Source organism: Providencia sp. Me31A (assembly GCF_050487165.1).
Classification (GTDB): domain Bacteria; phylum Pseudomonadota; class Gammaproteobacteria; order Enterobacterales; family Enterobacteriaceae; genus Providencia.
Map to the genome: position 1 here is coordinate 127,805 of NZ_JBKQGZ010000006.1, position 18,911 is coordinate 146,715.

The following is an 18,911-nucleotide window of genomic DNA, read 5'->3' on the forward strand; positions in this document are numbered from 1 at the left end:
AATACTAAAAGATCATTTTTTGGTAGACATAATGATTCAAATAATAAGGTAATAATATGTCATTAATAATGAATCTCAATCCACAACAGAGAAAAAGGTTGCACCAAATAACCTTAGTTGCCACCTTTGGCGGATTACTTTTTGGTTATGATACCGGTGTAATTAATGGAGCATTTTCATCACTGAAAGAAAACATGGGGCTAACGCCAACCACTGAAGGACTTGTAATGAGCGTTCTGTTGGTTGGTGCTGCGTTAGGAAGTGTTTGTGGTGGACGTATTGCTGACTTTGTGGGTCGACGTACTTATTTGCTTTACCTTTCTTTCTTATTTTTAATTGGTGCATTTTTATCAGCTGCTGCACCCAATATTGAAGTTTTATTGATTGCCAGATTCCTACTTGGATTTGCGGTTGGCGGTGCTTCTGTGACGGCCCCTACATTTATTTCTGAAGTAGCCCCGACAGAAATGCGGGGGAAACTCACAGGGCTAAATGAAGTTGCCATTGTTATCGGTCAGTTAGCCGCATTTGCTATTAATGCGATCATCGGCTCTATTTGGGGACACTTGCCTGATGTCTGGCGTTATATGTTGCTAGTGCAAGCGGTTCCTGCTTTGTGCTTACTGATTGGTATGTGGAAAGCCCCCGAAAGTCCGCGCTGGTTAATGAGTAAAAACCGCCGTGAAGAGGCACTCAAAATCCTCAAGCAAATTCGCCCAGAAAAACGCGCATTGCAAGAATTTGATGATATTGTGACTCTGCTAGATGTCGAGGCCGCAGAAGCAAAGAAAAACCCAGATGCGAACAAACGCAACTTAGCTTTAATTTTTCATACACCTTGGATTTTTAAATTGGTATTAATTGGGATTGTCTGGGCCGCTTTACAGCAAACTACCGGGGTTAATGTGATTATGTACTATGGTACAGAAATCCTAAAAACGGCGGGTTTTTCTGAGCAAACATCTTTAGTTTTCAACGTATTAAATGGTGTTTTTTCAGTCGGCGGTATGGTCATCGGGGTTCTTTTCTTAGTTGATCGCTTTAAACGTAAGACATTAATTGTGGGCGGTTTTGCATTAATGGCATCTTTGCATTTACTTATCGCCGCCACTGACTATTTCTTAACGGGGGATGTCAAAGCGACGCTAATTTGGTTATTAGGTGCGGTGTTTGTTGGTGTCATGCAAGGGACGATGGGGTTTTTAACTTGGGTGGTATTGGCCGAGCTATTCCCACTTAAAATTCGTGGTTTGTCTATGGGGATCTCTGTATTCTTTATGTGGATCATGAATGCTATCGTCAGTTACTTGTTCCCAGTTTTGCAAGCCGAACTTGGCTTAGGTCCAGTATTCTTGATTTTTGCCGTGATAAACTACTTGGCTATTATTTTTGTGGTGAAATTACTGCCAGAAACATCAAATAAATCATTAGAGCAGTTAGAGGAAGAACTGTCATCAATGTAGTTATTGCAGTGCCTTCATGGCATGAATGCACTTAATGAACTTAATAGAGGGTTGGATATGATTGAACAACTAACCACCAGTAATCTGCATTTAGGTTGTCAGGCAAGAAATAAAGCTGAAGTATTACAGATGGTAGGAGCGGAGTTTAAGAATAAAGGTTATGTTGATAGGGACTGCGTGCATTTTTTGAATGAACGGGAACAGCAGATTTCGACATTTCTAGGTAATGGGATCACATTACCTCATTTACCTAAGTCAGCTAACGATATTATCTTACACTCTGGCGTTGAAATTTTTCAATTCCCGGATGGCGTTATTTGGGACAGAACTAATGTGATGTTCATTGCTATTGGTGTAATTGCAAAATCAAGAGAACATATTGATGTACTGAGAGAAATTGCTTTGATTTTTAGTGATGAGTTTATTGCCAATGCATTGTCTTTGACATCTAGCAAGGACGAGTTTTTAAGTATTCTGCATCGTTAATATTTAGCAAGATAACAATACCGCCATCAATGCAAAATGCTTTATGGCGGTTTTCATCAGAACATCATTTATATTTCATCTACATTTCATTTTTTGTTTTTTTATTCCATTTCTAACTCTTTCATTTCATTTTTATGTGTGAATTATCTTTTTGTGCTTTCCTTTTTGTTTAGTTAATCCTTTATATATTAGATGATTACACAAAAAATTAACGCCAGATCACAGAATGAAACTAATATTCTCAATTTAATTGAAAATGAAATGAATATTCCGTATAACATTGTCATCAGCTTTTGAATAACAGGGAAAGCAGTGGTTAGCCATTGCACCATAGAATGAGCGAGAGGTAGAACAAATGAAAGAAATCCGTATCGGTATGATTGGTACTGGCTATATTGGGCGAGCTCATGCCATTGCTTATGCACAAGCACCCACTGTTTTTCCACTACAAGGGAAGCTGGTGCGTGAAATGATCGCTGAAATTACACCTGAGTTAGCGAAGGCGCGCGCCCAAGAAATGGGGTTCAATCGCTCAACTGATGATTGGCGCAAATTAGTTGCTGACCCAAATATTGATGTGGTTGACATTTGTTCTCCTAACTTTCTACATAAAGAAATGGCAATGGAAGCCATTAAACATGGAAAACATGTTTATTGCGAAAAACCATTAGCGCTCGATTCTGATGATGCCAAAGAAATGGTCGAAGCAGCTAAAAAAGCCGGTGTTTTAACTTTAGTGGGTTTTAATTATATGAAAAACCCAACATCGCAATTGGCAAAAGAAATTATTGCAAATGGTGAAATTGGTGAGGTTATCCATTTCTATGGTACTCACAATGAAGATTATATGGCAGACCCCAATGCACCGATTCATTGGCACTGCTTTAAAGAAAAAGCGGGCTTAGGTGCATTGGGGGATTTATCGGCTCACATTATCAATATGGCACAATTTTTAGTTGGTGATATTGAAACCGTCTGTGGTGACATGGAAATTGTCATTAAACAACGTCCAGAGAAAGAAGGGTCTTCTGTGATGGTGCCTGTGGAAAATGAAGACCAGGCTCATGCGATGGTTCGTTTTGCTGGCGGTGCGATGGGTGTTATCGAAACATCTCGTATTGCCGCTGGACGTAAAATGGGGCTGACTTACGTCGTGACCGGCACCAAAGGAACACTGTCTTTCACGCAAGAACGAATGGCTGAGTTAAAACTGTATCGCCATGATGAGCCCGCTAATCGTCAAGGCTTCAAAACAATTTTAGTAGGACCTCAACATCCAGATTACGCACCGTTTTGTAATGGTGCGGGCCACGGTATTGGCTTTAATGACCAGAAAACCGTTGAGGTACGCGACTTAATTGATGGTGTTGCAACAGGTAAACCAATGTGGCCCGACTTTGAAGAGGGCTGGAAAGTCTCGCGTATTTTAGATGCTATCGCGCGCTCATATGAAGAGCAGCGGTGGGTTAAAGTCAAAGAAATCAATTAATTCTGTTGCAGTTAAGGGGTAATTAATGGATAAGCAGAAGAAGTTAGATGTTATCTGTATGGGCCGTATTGCCGTTGACCTGTATGGGCAGCAGATAGGTTCTCGCCTAGAAGATATGAGTACGTTTGCAAAATACCTAGGCGGTTCCTCGGGTAATGTTGCATTTGGTACAGCTATACAAGGATTGAAATCATCAATGCTTGCCCGTGTTGGCGATGAACACATGGGGCGCTTCTTACGTGAGGAGCTACAGCGTGTGGGATGCGATACCAGTCACCTTATTACAGATAAAGACAGATTAACTGCACTAGTTATCTTAGGGATCAAGGACCAAGACACGTTCCCATTAATTTTCTATCGCGATAACTGTGCAGATATGGCGATTACGCCAGATGATTTTACTGAGGAATATATTGCATCAGCACGTTGCCTCGCTATTACAGGAACGCATTTATCTAACCCGAAAACCCGCGCGGCCGTATTAAAAGCGTTGGAATATGCTAAGCGTAATAATGTTAAAACAGCCATTGATATCGATTATCGTCCAGTTTTATGGGGGCTAACCTCCCTCGGTGATGGTGAAACTCGTTTTATTGCCTCTGACAGCGTGACAACTCAGCTGCAAGAAGTGTTATCGCAGTTTGATCTGATTGTAGGAACTGAAGAAGAGTTTCATATTGCTGGCGGCACGACTGATACCATTCAAGCCCTGAAAAATATCCGACAATTAACAGATGCAGAATTAGTATGTAAGCGCGGCTCTCTGGGGTGCTCTGTATTTAGTGGAGCGATTCCAGAAACACTGGACGAAGGGATTACGGTTCATGGAGTAAGAGTTGATGTTCTCAACGTATTAGGCGCTGGCGATGCTTTCATGTCTGGCTTATTACGCGGTTATTTGAATGGCGAGGGCTGGGAAAAAGCGTGTGCTTATGCCAATGCGTGTGGTGCTTTAGTGGTTTCTCGCCACGGTTGTGCACCCGCAATGCCAACAAAAGTTGAGTTGGATAATTATCTTGAGCGCGCAGCGGCAGTTCCACGCCCAGACCTCGATCCTGTACTCAACCATTTGCATCGTGTGACTTCACGTAGCACGCAATGGAATGAACTTTGTGTCATGGCATTTGACCATCGAATTCAATTTGTCGATATGGCACGTCATACAGGCGCAGATATATCGTGTATTCCTTATCTGAAAAAATTAATTTTCCGTGCCAGCAATGAAGTGGCTCAAGAGGCCAATCTGCAAGGTAAAGCAGGGTTGCTGTGTGACAGTACCTTTGGTCAAGATGTATTGAATGATGTGACGGGAAGAGGCTGGTGGATAGGTCGTCCAATTGAGCTACCTGCATCCAGACCATTGTGTTTAGAGCATGGCAACATTGGTTCCCAACTGATTAGTTGGCCAAAAGAGCACATTGTAAAATGTCTGGTATTCTTCCATCCAGAAGATAACCACCCGCTACGTTTAGAGCAAGAAAAAACCGTTCAAGAAGTGTATGGCGCATGTTGCCAATCAGGACATGAATTATTACTCGAAGTGATATTGCCCGCCGATATGGAACGCAATGATGAGCTGTATTTACGTGCGATTAAACGCTTTTATAACTTAGGCATCAAACCAGATTGGTGGAAACTACCGCCTCTACAAGCTGAAAATTGGGATGAAGTAGACGCACTCATCCAAGAGCGTGACCCATACTGCCGTGGTGTGGTGCTATTAGGGCTTGATGCACCTCAAGCAGAGCTGCAAGCGGGTTTCAATGCAGCAGCAGGAAAATCAATCGTCAAAGGGTTTGCTGTCGGCCGAACCTTATTTGGTAAGCCTTCACTTGAGTGGATGAAGGGGGAAATCAACGATGACGAGTTGGTTCAAAAAATTAAAACCAATTACTTAAACCTGATCGCTTTATGGCGTCAGCGTAAATAATATTTACTCTTACCTATATAGGAGCTTCATCATGGCAATCCAACTTGGCATCAACCCTTTGACGTGGACCAATGATGATTTACCCACTTTAGGGGCAGAAACGTCTCTAGAAACATGTTTAACAGAAGGCCGCAAGGCAGGTTTCGCTGGTTTTGAGTTAGGCAATAAATTTCCACGTAAAGCGGAAATCTTAGGGCCAATTTTAAAGCAGCATGATTTACAACTCGTTTCAGGCTGGTATTCGGGGGAGTTATTAACTCGCAGCGTGGAAGAGGAAATTGCAGCAGTACAAGGGCACTTAGCATTACTGCGTGATTTAGGCGCTAAAGTGATGGTGTTTGCAGAAGTGACCCATTGCATCCACGGCGATCAAAATAAACCTGTTCACATGCGACCGTTGTTCCCAGCGGATCAATGGGAAGAATACGGTAAGAAATTAACCGAGTTTGCAAAATATACCTTATCTCAAGGGGTTAAAATCGCCTATCACCATCATATGGGAACCGTTATTGAGTCAGCAGAAGATGTTGATAACTTAATGAAGCACACAGGGGATGAAGTTGGCTTATTGCTAGATACTGGTCATTTAACGTTTGCAGGGGCAGACCCCGTTGAAGTGGCAAAACGTTGGGCTAAACGCATCAATCACGTACATTGCAAAGATGTTCGTGCCGATGTACTGAAGGATGTTAAAAACCGTAAAACGAGCTTCTTAGACGCAGTATTAGCAGGAGTTTTTACTGTACCAGGTGATGGTTGTGTGAATTACCCTGAAGTTTTTAAAGTATTGAAAAATTGCCAGTATGAAAATGGCTGGCTCGTGGTTGAAGCAGAGCAAGACCCTGCGATTGCACATCCGTTGACTTATGCCACATTGGGTTATAGTAATTTGCATAAGTTAGCTAAGGATGCCGGGTTAATCTAAATCGTCGTCATATTTCAGTCTGTGACGTTGTTGGCTTCGTTTACCCACCCTAGTCACATACTTATGTATGTGACTAGGGATTGGTGCACTCGCCGTCTAGTCACATACTGAACTTATGTATTATGTTTCAGTTTGTAGCGTTGTTGGCTTCGTTTACTAGCCAAATCATATGGTTATGTATGCTCTAGGGATTGGAACACTCGCCGCCTAGCTACAAACTGAACGATTTAGACAATAAAACGGTTAGTGACTTAAACGATTTAATTGTCTAGAACCTAAAAAAAGTGTCAGAGGAAAGTTATGTCAAAATTATTGTCGAAATACCATGCTCCAGATGCACATAAGCGTACTCAGCACATTACTCCACAAATCGCTAACTGGGGTTATGTTCACTTTGATGTTTATGAATTAAAACAAGGTGAGTCTATTTCCTTACCTGCTTCTGAAAATGAAATGTGCTTAGTTTTAGTAGCAGGTAAAGCGACGATCAAAACACCAGAACAAACGTTTGAAAATATCGGTGATCGTATGGACCCGTTCGAACGTAAAAAACCTTATGCAGTTTATGTTACAGCGCAAGAGTTTGCTGAAGTCACTGCGAATACTAACCTTGAACTGGCTGTTTGTTGTGCAAAAGGAAAAGGCACTTATCCAACGCGTTTAATCGGGCCGGATGATATCGGTGCTGAGCAGCGTGGTCATGGCAACAACAAACGCTATGTGCATAATATCTTACCTGATGATAAAGCCGCAGATAGCTTATTGGTTGTGGAAGTGTATACGGACGAAGGCTGCACCAGCTCTTATCCAAGCCACAAACATGATACTGATAATGAGCCAAATGAAACGTATTTGGAAGAAACCTATTACCACCGTTTGAATCCACCTCAAGGCTTTTGTATGCAGCGCGTTTACACTGACGATCGTGAATTAGATGAGTGTATGGCGGTGTACAACAAAGATGTCGTCATGGTACCAAAAGGGTATCATCCAATGGCAACGATGGCCGGCTATGACAACTATTATCTCAATGTGATGGCAGGGCCAACACGTAAGTGGCTATTTACGTGGGAAAAAGACCATAACTGGGTAAATAGCGAAACTTATGCCGCAAAACATCGTGAAAAGTAAGTTAGACAGTCAATAAAGCAAGCTATACGTGAATGAAATAAGTTAAACACCAAATCTGTTATCTATTTTTGCCGGTAAATAATTTACCGGCTTTTTTGTCAAAATTAATATGCCGCAGTGAACTGTTGTCGAATAAATTGTGAATTATTCACTTCATCAAGAATAGCGACGGCAAGGTCTTCAACTGAAATTTTTGCAGGAACAGCGCCATTCATCAGGAGTTGCTCCCCTCCCAAACGGAATGTTTCTGTTCTTTCTCCAGCCTCAAGCATTGCCGCAGGAGAAACATAAGTCCAATCTATGGAATCAATCGTTTGTAATTGGTTTTTAAACTCCCTCATCGCTTGGGCTCCCGGTTTAATTTCCGCAGGGAAGTCTGGAGAATCAATGAGGTCAATGTCCGGTGAGATTTTAAGGCTACCTGCTCCTCCTACCACGATGAACCGTTTTACCATCGATTTTTGTACGGCTTGTAAAATAGCTTGATTACCAGCCACGGTATCTTGGTATAAATTCGGGTTTTGCCAACCTGCATTGAAAGCGCTGATGACCACATCCTGCCCCTTAAGACGCGATGTTAACCAAGTGACATCGGTAATGTCACCCGATGCGGTAATCAAATAGGCATGCTGGGGTAATTGATTACTATGGCGAGAAATAGCGGTGACTTGGTGGTGACGAAGTAAAGCTTCTGCCACTAATGCTCTACCCACAAACCCTGTAGCACCGATGATCGATATTTTCATTTTCAGCTTCCTTATACCTGAGTTCGATACTCATCAATAATGATATTGCTGATTTGAGTGTTTATTATTTCTTTAAAAGTATAGAACAGTGTTATTCATTTCGTAATCGTATTAATTTTGTTTTCGTGAAATACCACTTGAATTTAATACGACTTGCAAAAGTGAACAGCATATTGAGAACGGGAGCCATTTGTGGGCTGGTGTAATGCATATAGCGAATCATACACATGCCGACTGTTTCGATCTAAATTCTTCAGGGTATCTATTTTGTGTGGTTATTTGGCTTCTCTAAATAGCTTTAAAATAACACTGGTTACTATTGCGATAGCTCCCCCGAGCGCAGTTTCTAGTACTCTATCAAATAATAATACATAGGTAGGATGCCGCCAATAAACAACCTGCTCCAGAATGGATAAAATTAAGCTGGTCACGACAAACGTCATAAAAGTATAGCCGTGGTGAAAGCTCATGGGCATTAAGAAAGCAAAAACGACCATCGCAAATAAACCGATATATGGCATCAGCGGGGTGTTAAATAAAAAATACAACAAAATAACTGAAATTAGGCTTCCTAAGACTCTTTGCAGGGTAATTTTGACGATCCCTTCTGATTTTGGATGCAAAACAAACACAAAGGTGAGTAATGTCCAATAAAAATGACCTAAGTCGATCATTCGGGGGATAGCTAAGGCTAATAAGAGTCCGATGGCATAAGTCATCGAGCGAGGAATAATATTTTTGCGTAACGTAAATAAGTTCTGTTCGACCAGAGCACTGGTAATAATGCTATGGCGAGTCATTTTATGGCTTAAGACATAATAAGTGATTAAAGTTACAGTGCTACCAATAATAAAACCAAATGCTAAGCTTTTTGAAATATCTGGTAAAATAGTCCCAATGGTTGACATGATAATCATAAATTTCATGGTTAAATCCATCGCGGGGTCAGTACCATATAGCTGATAATAAATGAAAGAAAATATCGCAAGGTAAATATAAAATGCGGTACCTAATCGCAATGCGTCACCAATAAAGATCGCGACTAAAATCATAAATAGCCAAAAAGCCGTATAAGCGTAATTTTTATATTCTTTTGCTGCATTGAATAAATTGAAAGAGTATAGCGTAGAGAATGCGCCCCACATTGCAGCTTGGACATCAAAGAGCGCAAATGCAATGACGGCGCTGAAAAACATACAACTGGTAAAAATAATGCCATCATGAACTGCTGGGTATGTTTTCATAATACGATACTCTCAATGTGATATGTAACTTATTAATTATAAAGGTAATTAAATAATAACTGAGATGATATTTCAAGGTTATCGCAGAGATTTAGTTAAATTACGATTAAATGGCATAATAGCGATTGATATTGGCTAAGTTATGTTTTTATGCGGTAAAAAAGGCATAATAACGACAGAGCAGTCGTAGCAATCATAAAGGTAAAAAAATGCAAATAATTAATCCGCATGATTTTGTTTGGGTTGGTAGTAATGAAGATGTTGCCCTAAATACACTTCCTGAATGGGTCACCTCACAGTGGAACAATACGCTCCCTTTGACCGTTTATCGAAATAAAGCCGATAATAATAAACTCACGGTTGCTATTCGAGGCATAAAACCACATCAACGTGTGACCACTCAGATTGAAAAATCGGCGGTAACTCACATCATGAATGTTGAGTCACTGGTTGCTAATTCAGTTGAATTACAACGTTCTATGTTTATCGCATTACCTCCAGTGCAAGTTTTATGGATAATCTCACAGACCAAATGGCCTTGGAGTTGGGGCGTTACAGGCAGCTGTGCATACACTTTAGCGACAGATATTCAAAGTATGCTATCAGACTGCGATCTTGATGTTGTTCTTCGTTGCCCAACCCGTCACCAAAAAGAAGATTTTGCAGAGTTTGCTATCAAAGCTAACACGCCTTATTGCCCGATTGATATTCATGTTGAAACACCAAAAGGCGGGTTTTCATTAGCGGAATGGTTTAAGAATGACCAAGTCAAGTTACACACGCCTATTGGTGATGTCATGACAGCAGACCCTTGGGATGAAAAACTGTAAAGCAAAGTTTGTTGGTAAACTAAGCGAAAGTGGACTGAATTTAATACAAATTGATTAATTATTAATTTTGATGCTCGTACAGGTGATTTTTTCCTAATCAAATCAGAGAACTTAATTACGACATAAATTGCTTGTGATTAAGTTCCCAACCGCATTTTTAGTAGTTGAAATGTGGCTTTTGTTTACCGGGTTATTAGCATTTTTTTATTGTCAGTAAATCTAACATTTGGTCAACCGATTATTAGGCTGACTAACCAAAGTTTATGTATAGAGGTAAACGGCTAGTGGGATTAAAAATAGAAAACAGAGAATATCAAAATAAAATGAAAAATTGAGCCTACAAATTTTATTTGTATACTAAAATCGTTATATCTATTCGGTATAAGATAGAATTAAAAAAATGAAGAAAGAATTATTAAATTACGACTATTTACAAAACTGGATAAATCTTTGTTCAACTTTTATTTTTTAATATAGACAAAATAGAATATCAAACTATTTTTTTGCATGGTGATCGTATTTGAATATCTCCAACAAAATATTTGTTTAACTTTGGGATAGGAATAAAATTAGTTTCACCTTATGATTATTATGGCTTACTTACTTGGACATCATATTCACTTCTAAATGGTTTTATTATGCAATGGAAAAATAATGCAACACGTTATGGGCACGTCTCGTTGCTCGTGCATTGGTTAGTTGCAATTGTCGTATATGGAATGTTTGCTTTAGGCCTATGGATGGTGACATTAGGCTATTATGATAGTTGGTATCACCAAGCTCCAGAGATCCATAAGAGTATAGGAATTTTACTCTTTATTGTTATGGCATTTCGTGTGATTTGGCGATTTATTTCTCCGCCACCGAAGCCGCTTGCTAGCTACAGTAAATTAACAAAAGTGAGTTCTATTACTGTTCAAGTTCTAATTTACATTATTTTATTCAGTATTTTGATTAGTGGTTATTTAATTTCAACCGCTGATGGACAGCCAATTAGTGTCTTTGGCTGGTTTGATGTACCTGCAATATTTACAGGTGCTGCAACACAAGCGGATACAGCCGGTGAAGTTCACCTATATTTAGCTTGGGCAGTAGTTTTATTGTCAGTTTTACATGCTTTTGCAGCTTTTAAACATCACTTCTTTGATCGTGATATTACATTAAAAAGAATATTGGGCTTTAATCCCGATAAGTAACGTGGAGATAATTATGTTGAAGAAAACGGTTCTTGGTCTGGCTACTGGCGCATTATTTTTAACTGCGGGTTCAGCATTAGCAGAAACTTACCAATTTGATAAGCAAGGCCAACATGCATTTATTGAATTCCGTATTCAGCATTTAGGTTATAGCTGGGTGTATGGTAGTTTCAAAGATTTTGATGGTAATTTTACTTATGATGCTAAAGACCCATCAAAAGATAAAGTCGAAGTAACCATTAAAACTGGCAGTATCGATACTAATCATGCAGAGCGTGATAAACATTTACGTAGTGCAGACTTTTTGAACGCGTCTAAGTTCCCTGAAGCAAAATTTGTTTCAACAGAAGTGAAGAAAGACGGTGAAAATTATAAAATCACGGGTGACTTTACTTTAAATGGTGTAACAAAACCAATCACGTTAGATGCGAAATTAATGGGTGAAGGTAAAGATCCTTGGGGTGGTTACCGTGCTGGTTTCGAAGCACAAGGGAATATCAAACTGAAGGAGTTCAACATCAAGTCTGATTTAGGTCCTAAATCTCAAGAAGCACAATTACTGATTTCAGTTGAAGGCGTTCAGACTAAATAAGATTTTTATTGTATTAAAGCCCTTGGTTAGAGCCGAGGGCTTTTTTGTTTAAGAATGACGAAATTTGTTTTTTTGTGGTAATTTCCCAGCTGGTATCTTGTATTTTCTCTTATTCCTATAGCTAGACGACTTTAATACAAGCTAAAATGTACATTAGTTTTGTTTAGGTCAACTCATGACGTTATTTTATTGAATAGGACTGCCATTATTGTGTTAACAACTTACGGTATTATGCACAATAAGTTAAGTGTTCAAATAACTTTAAATGTTCGTAGTGACCCGTTTTATCGAGAAGAGGCAGGGCAATTTTGAATACAAATAGTTCACGCAAAACCGCATTAATCGTTAGCATTATATTTATTGCATTCGCATTAGGTTTTTACTGGTTAAGTAAAGATAACAACGTATTATCAACAGAAAATAACAGTACGGTTCATTCAAAAGCGCTTGCTCAAGTAGAAAAAGAATTGCCGATTATTGCGACGGTGAAAAAAATAAGTCCTGAAACCTACCAAAACCTTGAACATATTATCACACAGTATGATCCCAATAATGAAGATCTTCGCCGTCAACTGTTTGATCAGATTGTTGGTAGTGTTATGAAATTGGTTTTAGAGAGGATAGAATATGCGTCAGATGATTCTGTGATCAACTTCACGAGTAAGGCCAATGATTACCTAAAGGTTTTATTAGAGGAAGATCCAACAGGAAAAACGTGTTTTTATTCTATTTTCCCTCAATTAAGAGAAACAGCAGAATTTATTCTACCTAAAAAAAACCAAGCGATCCTGCAAAAGCAAATTCAGGTTACCAATGAGTTACTGATTTCCAGTGAGTCGGGTATTAAGCAGACACTAATGTCACCAACGGAATACACCGAAATGCTAACTAAATTAGCAGGTGAACTTTCTATAAAATATGGTGAAGATGCGGCTATCCTAAGCGATTTAAATGCATGGAAAAAGACTCCTGCATTAGCTTGTCGTGTTTCAATTAATTTTTACGATGAGATTCTGTCTCTTCCAGATAATGCGCAAAAAGCGGCATTACTGCGTTCATTATTTTCTTCTACCAATAATTAGTTACTTTTAGAATGTTAAATGGCACTTATATTAAACAGTGCCATTTAATTTATCATTTATTACATTTATTTTGTTCACATCTCTTTTAATTTTCTATACTTTATTAATTAGTACAAACTTAACTAGCATGCATATATAAGATGTATGCTACTTTAGTCTATCGGTTTTAATCATTTTGGAGGTAGCGTGCGGTTTATTAAAAAAAGTATCGTCGCACTGGCAACAATTGCCGCTGTATCAATGCCAATTATGGTAAGTCAGGCTTGTACTCGAGTCGTTTATTTAGGCGAAAACGAGCAAACGATGACAGGAAGAACGATGGATTGGAAGTATGATATTGGTACCAATCTATGGATTTTTCCTCGTGGCATGGAGCGTGATGGAATTGCTGGGCCAAATTCATTGAAATGGAAATCGAAATACGGCAGTGTGATTGCATCAGGATATGATATTTCAACCACTGATGGTGTAAATGAAAAAGGTTTAGTGGCTAATTTATTATGGCTTGCTGAATCTACATACCCGAAATCCACTGATAAACACCCTGCATTGTCCATTTCTTTGTGGGCACAATATATGTTGGATAATTACGCTACAGTTGAAGAAGCGGTAGCTGATTTAGAAAAAAATCCACTGATAGTGGCGACAGATAATGTACCCGGTCAAGATCGTTTAGCGACGCTACATTTATCGTTATCAGATGCCAGTGGTGATAGTGCGATTATTGAGTATATTGATGGCAAACAAGTCATTCACCATAGCCGTAAATATCAGGTAATGACTAATTCCCCTACTTACGAAAAACAATTGGCGATGCAGGAATATTGGCAAGGTATTGGTGGAACGGTTATGTTACCGGGAACCAACCGTTCAGCGGATCGGTTTGCTCGAGCGCAGTTTTATATTAATGCCATTCCACAAAAAACGACAGCAAATAAAGCGGTAGCAAGCGTCTTTGGTGTAATCCGTAATGTGTCTGTCCCTTATGGTCTGACAACAGAAAACTCGCCTGAAATATCGTCAACCCGCTGGCGTACATTGGTGGATCATAAACGTCAGCTATACTTCTTTGAGTCTGCGTTAACGCCAAATATTTTTTGGACTGATTTAGCAAAAATCGATTTTTCTGAACAAACAGGAAAAGTGAAAAAGCTCGACCTGGGCGAAGAGCAAAGCCATATTTATTCAGGGGATGCGACAAACAGCTATGTTGAGACAAAACCTTTTGAATTTTTGGGGCTAAGTGCTAAACAATTAACTTATTGATTTTTAATGTTGTTTTTTCTATATCAATCAGCCTCTACGTTTCATAGGGGTTGATTTTAGTCAAAAATAAGTTGTTTTATTAATGAATGCTTTGCAGTGCGTTAATGAACAATATAAGATGTATTTAAAATGCAACTTATTGGTGATGATATGAATGAACTCGTCTGCTACAAAACGATGCCAGTTTGGAATAAAACCACTTTGCCATTGATGTTCCAAGAACGCCATAACACAAAAGAAGACACTTACGCCCAACTAAAAATCCTAAAAGGCTCGCTTGATTTCATTATTTTTAATGAAGATGACAGTGAACAACATTTTACGTTTGATATTCATCATCAGCCTCCAATAATCCAACCACAGGTATGGCATCGTATTGCCGATTGTAGTGATGATATGGAATGCCAACTTTCTTTTTTATGTCATCCTGAAATCAAATTTTATAAAGAAAATGGGCTCACTATCCCTCATTCAGAAGTGCGTTATTTGTGCGAAAATAATCTTTCGACGCCGTGTAAAACGTTAGATCTTGGCTCAGGGCGTGGTAGAAATAGTTTTTACCTTGCATTACAAGGCTATGATGTGACATCTGTTGATATTAATCCTCAGCATATTCAAGCCATTGATTTTTTGAAGCAACAGACGGGGATTGAAAACATTAATACTGCGGTTTATGACATTAATAGTCATCAAATTCAAGGTGACTATCAATTAATTATCTCGACGGTAGTATTGATGTTTTTGCAACGTGAAAAAATTGCGGATGTTGTGAAAAATATGCAAGAACATACGGTATCAGGTGGTATTAATGTCATTGTTTGTGCTGTCGAAACACCTGATGCTCCGTTAGAGTTAGTTCCGTTTAAATGCTTTTTAAAACCTGGTGAGTTAGAAGGTTATTATCAAGATTGGAACATCTTAAAATATAATGAAAATCCTGGACATTTACATCGAACGGATGCTCAAGGAAACCGAATTAAACTGAATTTCGCGACATTAATAGCGAAAAAGAAATAATTTAGAAGCTAAAAAGCGTTGCTGTCAATGGCAACGCTTGAGGTTTTTGAAAAAGCGGGAAAAACATGCTTTCCCGCTTTTTTATCTTTAAAATTTAAGGGGTATCTGTTGAGGTCATCGATTTTTGCTGTCCACTGCGTGCTAATGTTCTTTCTAATAAGACAGAGTAAAGGGGTTTACCACCTAAGAATTGCGCCATCATCGTCGCGCCAATACAGGTAATGATCATTGGTAGGATTAGCTGGTAATTACTGGTCATTTCTAAAACTAATATGATCCCGGTTAAAGGTGCTCTAACGGTTGCTGCAAATAAAGCCCCCATTCCTGCAATGGCAAAAGTTCCCACTTCAATTTGGTAGTTAGGAAACAACTCAAGAGCTGCATAGCCAAAAACACCGCCAAATAAGGTACCCAAAGCCAACAATGGTGAGAAAATACCACCAGGGGCCCCCGAGCTAAAGCTAATTGTGGACGTTAAAAAGCGCAGAGCAAAGAATATAAACAAGAAAGTAATAGTAAACTGTCCTGCGACCATTTGATGGATGACAGAGTATCCCCCACCGACAATTTCTGGCAAATAAACACCAATCGCCCCGCAAGAGCCACCGATAAGTCCACCCATTAATACGAAACGCGATATTTTATTTTGATAAAAGGCGAGAAATAAGCTTTGTAGGTACAGTAAAAAACGATTAAAACAAATACCAATAACACCAAATAACATACCTAAAATTAAATAAAGCCACAGTGTATTTATTGGGGCTGAGGAAAATTGCCCAATATTGAGTATGGCAGACTCACCATTAATTAAGCGATAGACAATTGTTGCAGTAACAACACCAATAAATACGGCTTTGATAGATATTAAACTGTATTTAAATTGTGGTCGCATTTCTTCAATTATGAATAAAATTCCTGCCAGTGGAGCGTTGAAAGCGGTCGATAGGCCAGCAGCAGCACCCGATGCTAGTAAGGTGTGACGCGATTCGTTATCTTTTAGACGGAAAAGGTCATAAAACATCTGGCTTAAGTTAGCCCCTAATTGTACCGTGGGGCCTTCACGACCTAATACCATTCCTGAGCCTAATGTCCCTAAGCCCCCGATAAATTTAACTGGGATCACTCGCCACCATCTAACAGGCCGCAAATCTTGCAATGCTCCCTCAATTTCAGGGATACCTGAGCCACCTGACTCTGGTGAAAAACGCCTTACAAGGTAATAGCCCATCATTGCAAGAATGGCAGATACGAAAAACATCACAATGATTATTAACCATTTAGGCGTGACCCATTCATTCACTGATTGCACGCGATAGTTGCTGACCCAAGTTGTTCCTAGTTCAAATAGTGAGCCGACAAGGCCAACGGCAGCACCAATGAGAGCAGCTAACAATAAGATCTTTAGAGGTGTTTTATCGGACTCTTTTAATCGTTGAAAAATCCGTAATCGTTTTTTTACCACAGACTGGCTTGTTGAGTTTACCTGCGTCATCTTTATTAGACTCTCTTTTTATAACAGAAGAACAATCACTTATAAGTAAGTATAACAAGAGTTGCCATAGGATCATCACAATGGAAAAAATTAAATATGAAATGGAACCTATTTAGTAAAGAAATATCGTAATGAGATTAAACAGTACGAATAGCATAGTTCAATTATTGTGAATAGTTCTCATTTTCAGTAAATATTAATTTAGATCAATAAACGGTGAGATAGCTGATAATTCCATTTTTTTATTCCTTTAAACAGCGTAATCTTAATGTTGTATTTAAAATGCAACTTTAAGAGGCGAACAACATGTACTGTGTGCAATGTGAACAAACAATTAGAACTCCGGCTGGTAATGGCTGTGCATACGCGCAGGGTATGTGCGGTAAAACAGCAGAAACATCAGATCTACAAGACTTATTAGTCGCCGTATTACAAAGTTTATCGGCCAGTGCTGTGGCGGCTCGTGAACTTGGCATTATTGACCATGATATTGATAGTTTTGCCCCACGTGCGTTTTTTTCTACGCTAACGAACGTTAATTTCGACTCAGACCGCATTATTGGTTATGCACGTGAAGCGATTTATTTACGTGATAAATTAATTAAACACTGCCAATCAGTAAATAGTGCGGTCGTTTTTAACCATCCATTAATCAATTTACAGTTAAATGGTGCAGATATTCCTACTTTGCAAGCACAAGCTGCGCAGTTTTCTTTAGACATTGATAAAGCTGAAGTCGGTGAAGATATTCATGGATTACGGATGTTGTGCTTATATGGCTTGAAGGGAGCCGCAGCCTATATGGAACATGCTCACGTATTAGGTCAATACGATAATGATGTTTATGGGCAGTACCATAAAATTATGGCTTGGTTAGGCACATTACCATCAGATATGAATGAATTACTCGATAATTCCATGGCTATTGGTTTGATGAATTTCAAAATCATGGAAATATTGGATGCAGGGGAAACGGGCGAATTTGGCCACCCTGTTCCAACTGAAGTTAATGTACGCCCAGTTGCGGGTAAATGCATTTTGATTTCAGGGCACGATTTAAAAGATTTGAAGATGTTATTAGAGCAAACGGAAGGTACAGGGATCAATATTTATACTCATGGAGAGATGCTACCTGCTCATGGTTATCCAGAACTAAAAAAATATGCGCATTTAGTAGGTAACTATGGCAGTGGTTGGCAAAATCAACAAGTGGAATTTGCCAAATTCCCAGGCCCTGTATTAATGACTTCCAACTGTATTATTGACCCAGATGTAGGGCAATATAAAGACCGAATTTGGACTCGTAGTATTGTGGGCTGGCCAGGTGCAAAACATTTAGTCGGTGATGATTTTTCAGCGATGATTGCTCAAGCACAGTCACTTGCAGGTTTCCCATACACAGAAATAGAACACAAAATTACGGTGGGATTTGGTCGCCAAACTTTACTTGGTGCAGCTGATGCGGTGATTGATTTAGTGGCACAGAAAAAGCTACGCCATGTTTTCCTTGTTGGTGGGTGTGATGGTAGCCGAGGTGAAAGAAGCTACTATACTGATTTTGCACGTAGTGTACCTGAAGATTGCCTAATTTTAACGCTAGCTTGCGGTAAATACCGTTTTAACAAACTGGATTTCGGCACGCTTGAAGGCTTACCGCGCTTGTTGGATGTTGGACAATGTAACGATGCTTATTCTGCAATTATGCTTGCTGTGAATCTCTCTGAAAAATTAGGCTGTGGTATTAATGATTTACCACTGAGCTTGATTTTGTCTTGGTTTGAGCAAAAAGCGATTGTGATCCTACTGACCTTGTTGGCACTTGGCGTGAAAAATATTTATACCGGCCCAACAGCCCCTGGCTTCCTAACTGAAAACCTATTGAATGTACTGAATGAAAAGTTTGGTATGCGCAGTATTACTACAGTTGAACAAGATTTAGCTGAAATTTTACCCGCATAAATAGTTAAGCGATTTTACCTGATTAACATATTGATATAAAAGGGGGTATTCCCCTTTAAGGGA

The 18,911-nt window shown here is 39.2% G+C and carries 16 protein-coding genes; 13 read left to right on the forward strand and 3 right to left on the reverse strand.

What is annotated here, in order from left to right; genetic code table 11:
• The first annotated feature begins 56 nt into the window (after window positions 1-56).
• The 6 genes from ACLPIE_RS06645 to iolB all read left to right on the forward strand — a co-directional run bounded on the left by ACLPIE_RS06645 (window position 57) and on the right by iolB (window position 7,424).
• Complete coding sequence (locus ACLPIE_RS06645) at window positions 57-1,463, forward strand: sugar porter family MFS transporter (RefSeq protein WP_430260737.1); 1,407 nt, start codon at window positions 57-59, stop codon at window positions 1,461-1,463.
• 57 nt (window positions 1,464-1,520) lie between these two features.
• On the forward strand, window positions 1,521-1,949 hold the full coding sequence (locus tag ACLPIE_RS06650) for a PTS sugar transporter subunit IIA (RefSeq protein WP_430260738.1): 429 nt from the start codon (window positions 1,521-1,523) through the stop codon (window positions 1,947-1,949).
• A gap of 355 nt (window positions 1,950-2,304) precedes the next feature.
• Window positions 2,305-3,438 carry a Gfo/Idh/MocA family protein gene (locus ACLPIE_RS06655; protein ID WP_430260739.1) on the forward strand — a complete coding sequence of 378 codons (1,134 nt, stop codon included), beginning with the start codon at window positions 2,305-2,307 and terminating at the stop codon, window positions 3,436-3,438.
• A gap of 25 nt (window positions 3,439-3,463) precedes the next feature.
• The gene (locus ACLPIE_RS06660; protein ID WP_430260740.1) at window positions 3,464-5,368 is read left to right on the forward strand and encodes a bifunctional 5-dehydro-2-deoxygluconokinase/5-dehydro-2-deoxyphosphogluconate aldolase; all 1,905 of its coding nucleotides are present in this window, start codon (window positions 3,464-3,466) and stop codon (window positions 5,366-5,368) included.
• Window positions 5,369-5,399: 31 nt separating this feature from the next.
• Window positions 5,400-6,293 (forward strand): myo-inosose-2 dehydratase, encoded by an 894-nt coding sequence (iolE, locus tag ACLPIE_RS06665; RefSeq protein ID WP_430260741.1) that lies wholly within the window; start codon window positions 5,400-5,402, stop codon window positions 6,291-6,293.
• 300 nt (window positions 6,294-6,593) lie between these two features.
• Window positions 6,594-7,424, forward strand: coding sequence for a 5-deoxy-glucuronate isomerase (gene iolB, locus ACLPIE_RS06670; protein WP_430260742.1), 831 nt, complete (start codon window positions 6,594-6,596; stop codon window positions 7,422-7,424).
• A 104-nt stretch (window positions 7,425-7,528) separates the two neighbouring features.
• Here the strand turns inward: iolB and ACLPIE_RS06675 are convergent, their stop codons facing one another.
• Window positions 7,529-8,170 carry an NAD(P)-dependent oxidoreductase gene (locus ACLPIE_RS06675; protein ID WP_430260743.1) on the reverse strand — a complete coding sequence of 214 codons (642 nt, stop codon included), beginning with the start codon at window positions 8,168-8,170 and terminating at the stop codon, window positions 7,529-7,531.
• Between the two features lie 275 nt (window positions 8,171-8,445).
• Complete coding sequence (locus ACLPIE_RS06680; RefSeq protein WP_430260744.1) at window positions 8,446-9,414, reverse strand: FUSC family protein; 969 nt, start codon at window positions 9,412-9,414, stop codon at window positions 8,446-8,448.
• A 209-nt stretch (window positions 9,415-9,623) separates the two neighbouring features.
• Here ACLPIE_RS06680 and ACLPIE_RS06685 point away from each other — a divergent pair, with 209 nt between their 5' ends.
• The 6 genes from ACLPIE_RS06685 (at window position 9,624) to tehB (ending at window position 15,397) form a co-directional block, all read left to right on the forward strand.
• Complete coding sequence (locus tag ACLPIE_RS06685; protein WP_430260745.1) at window positions 9,624-10,244, forward strand: malonate decarboxylase holo-ACP synthase; 621 nt, start codon at window positions 9,624-9,626, stop codon at window positions 10,242-10,244.
• Between the two features lie 638 nt (window positions 10,245-10,882).
• Entirely contained in the window at window positions 10,883-11,440 is a 558-nt protein-coding gene (locus ACLPIE_RS06690; RefSeq protein WP_430260746.1) for a cytochrome b, read from the forward strand.
• Window positions 11,441-11,453: 13 nt separating this feature from the next.
• A complete protein-coding gene (locus tag ACLPIE_RS06695; protein WP_430260747.1) occupies window positions 11,454-12,032 on the forward strand; it encodes a YceI family protein in 579 nt (192 codons plus the stop codon).
• A gap of 308 nt (window positions 12,033-12,340) precedes the next feature.
• Window positions 12,341-13,114, forward strand: coding sequence for a topoisomerase IV (locus ACLPIE_RS06700; protein ID WP_430260748.1), 774 nt, complete (start codon window positions 12,341-12,343; stop codon window positions 13,112-13,114).
• A 186-nt stretch (window positions 13,115-13,300) separates the two neighbouring features.
• Window positions 13,301-14,380: a linear amide C-N hydrolase gene (locus ACLPIE_RS06705; protein WP_430260749.1), complete on the forward strand. Its 1,080-nt coding sequence runs from the start codon at window positions 13,301-13,303 to the stop codon at window positions 14,378-14,380.
• Between the two features lie 129 nt (window positions 14,381-14,509).
• The gene (gene tehB / locus ACLPIE_RS06710) at window positions 14,510-15,397 is read left to right on the forward strand and encodes an SAM-dependent methyltransferase TehB (RefSeq protein WP_430260750.1); all 888 of its coding nucleotides are present in this window, start codon (window positions 14,510-14,512) and stop codon (window positions 15,395-15,397) included.
• 94 nt (window positions 15,398-15,491) lie between these two features.
• Here the strand turns inward: tehB and clcA are convergent, their stop codons facing one another.
• On the reverse strand, window positions 15,492-16,889 hold the full coding sequence (gene clcA / locus ACLPIE_RS06715) for a H(+)/Cl(-) exchange transporter ClcA (RefSeq protein WP_430260751.1): 1,398 nt from the start codon (window positions 16,887-16,889) through the stop codon (window positions 15,492-15,494).
• A gap of 306 nt (window positions 16,890-17,195) precedes the next feature.
• Here clcA and hcp point away from each other — a divergent pair, with 306 nt between their 5' ends.
• Window positions 17,196-18,848 carry a hydroxylamine reductase gene (hcp, locus tag ACLPIE_RS06720; RefSeq protein ID WP_430260752.1) on the forward strand — a complete coding sequence of 551 codons (1,653 nt, stop codon included), beginning with the start codon at window positions 17,196-17,198 and terminating at the stop codon, window positions 18,846-18,848.
• The last annotated feature ends 63 nt before the right edge of the window (window positions 18,849-18,911 follow it).

Coding starts and splice junctions, on each gene's coding strand:
- ACLPIE_RS06645 (WP_430260737.1), top strand. CDS start 57: ATGTCATTAATAATGAATCTCAATCCACAACAGAGAAAAAGGTTGCAC.
- ACLPIE_RS06650 (WP_430260738.1), top strand. CDS start 1,521: ATGATTGAACAACTAACCACCAGTAATCTGCATTTAGGTTGTCAGGCA.
- ACLPIE_RS06655 (WP_430260739.1), top strand. CDS start 2,305: ATGAAAGAAATCCGTATCGGTATGATTGGTACTGGCTATATTGGGCGA.
- ACLPIE_RS06660 (WP_430260740.1), top strand. CDS start 3,464: ATGGATAAGCAGAAGAAGTTAGATGTTATCTGTATGGGCCGTATTGCC.
- iolE (WP_430260741.1), top strand. CDS start 5,400: ATGGCAATCCAACTTGGCATCAACCCTTTGACGTGGACCAATGATGAT.
- iolB (WP_430260742.1), top strand. CDS start 6,594: ATGTCAAAATTATTGTCGAAATACCATGCTCCAGATGCACATAAGCGT.
- ACLPIE_RS06675 (WP_430260743.1), bottom strand. CDS start 8,170: ATGAAAATATCGATCATCGGTGCTACAGGGTTTGTGGGTAGAGCATTA.
- ACLPIE_RS06680 (WP_430260744.1), bottom strand. CDS start 9,414: ATGAAAACATACCCAGCAGTTCATGATGGCATTATTTTTACCAGTTGT.
- ACLPIE_RS06685 (WP_430260745.1), top strand. CDS start 9,624: ATGCAAATAATTAATCCGCATGATTTTGTTTGGGTTGGTAGTAATGAA.
- ACLPIE_RS06690 (WP_430260746.1), top strand. CDS start 10,883: ATGCAATGGAAAAATAATGCAACACGTTATGGGCACGTCTCGTTGCTC.
- ACLPIE_RS06695 (WP_430260747.1), top strand. CDS start 11,454: ATGTTGAAGAAAACGGTTCTTGGTCTGGCTACTGGCGCATTATTTTTA.
- tehB (WP_430260750.1), top strand. CDS start 14,510: ATGCAACTTATTGGTGATGATATGAATGAACTCGTCTGCTACAAAACG.
- clcA (WP_430260751.1), bottom strand. CDS start 16,889: ATGACGCAGGTAAACTCAACAAGCCAGTCTGTGGTAAAAAAACGATTA.
- hcp (WP_430260752.1), top strand. CDS start 17,196: ATGTACTGTGTGCAATGTGAACAAACAATTAGAACTCCGGCTGGTAAT.